Raw genomic sequence first — 262 nt, 5'->3', positions numbered from 1 at the left:
ACTAGTTACTGCGTTAATGTTGACTTTTGGTAGTTATCGCTCTGTTTTTTATCAAATAAAAAGATCTCAGAATGAAGTAGAAGCGCGCAAGCAACATTGGGAAGCAGAGGGAGGTCTAGAGTGTGGGTTTACATATATTGTTAATCAAAAATTGCAATCAATACCCAATAATTTAGCGACAGTTTGTAACTCGTATAGTTTTTCTTCCTTAAATGCTGACTTTACAAACCCTGAAATTTTGCTTTCTCAAGTTGGTCATAGC

Annotated in this window: 1 pseudogene; it reads left to right on the top strand. The window is 35.5% G+C overall.

The annotated features are described in order from the left end of the window. Positions 1–262 (top strand): annotated as a pseudogene (locus tag AB4486_RS28520) (hypothetical protein); the annotation flags it as partial.

It is taken from the genome of Vibrio sp. 10N.222.55.C6 (assembly GCF_041473395.1).
Taxonomy (GTDB): Bacteria; Pseudomonadota; Gammaproteobacteria; order Enterobacterales; family Vibrionaceae; genus Vibrio; species Vibrio crassostreae_C.
The sequence above is the reverse complement of the archived record's forward strand: the minus strand, read 5'-3'. Positions and strand labels throughout refer to the sequence as shown.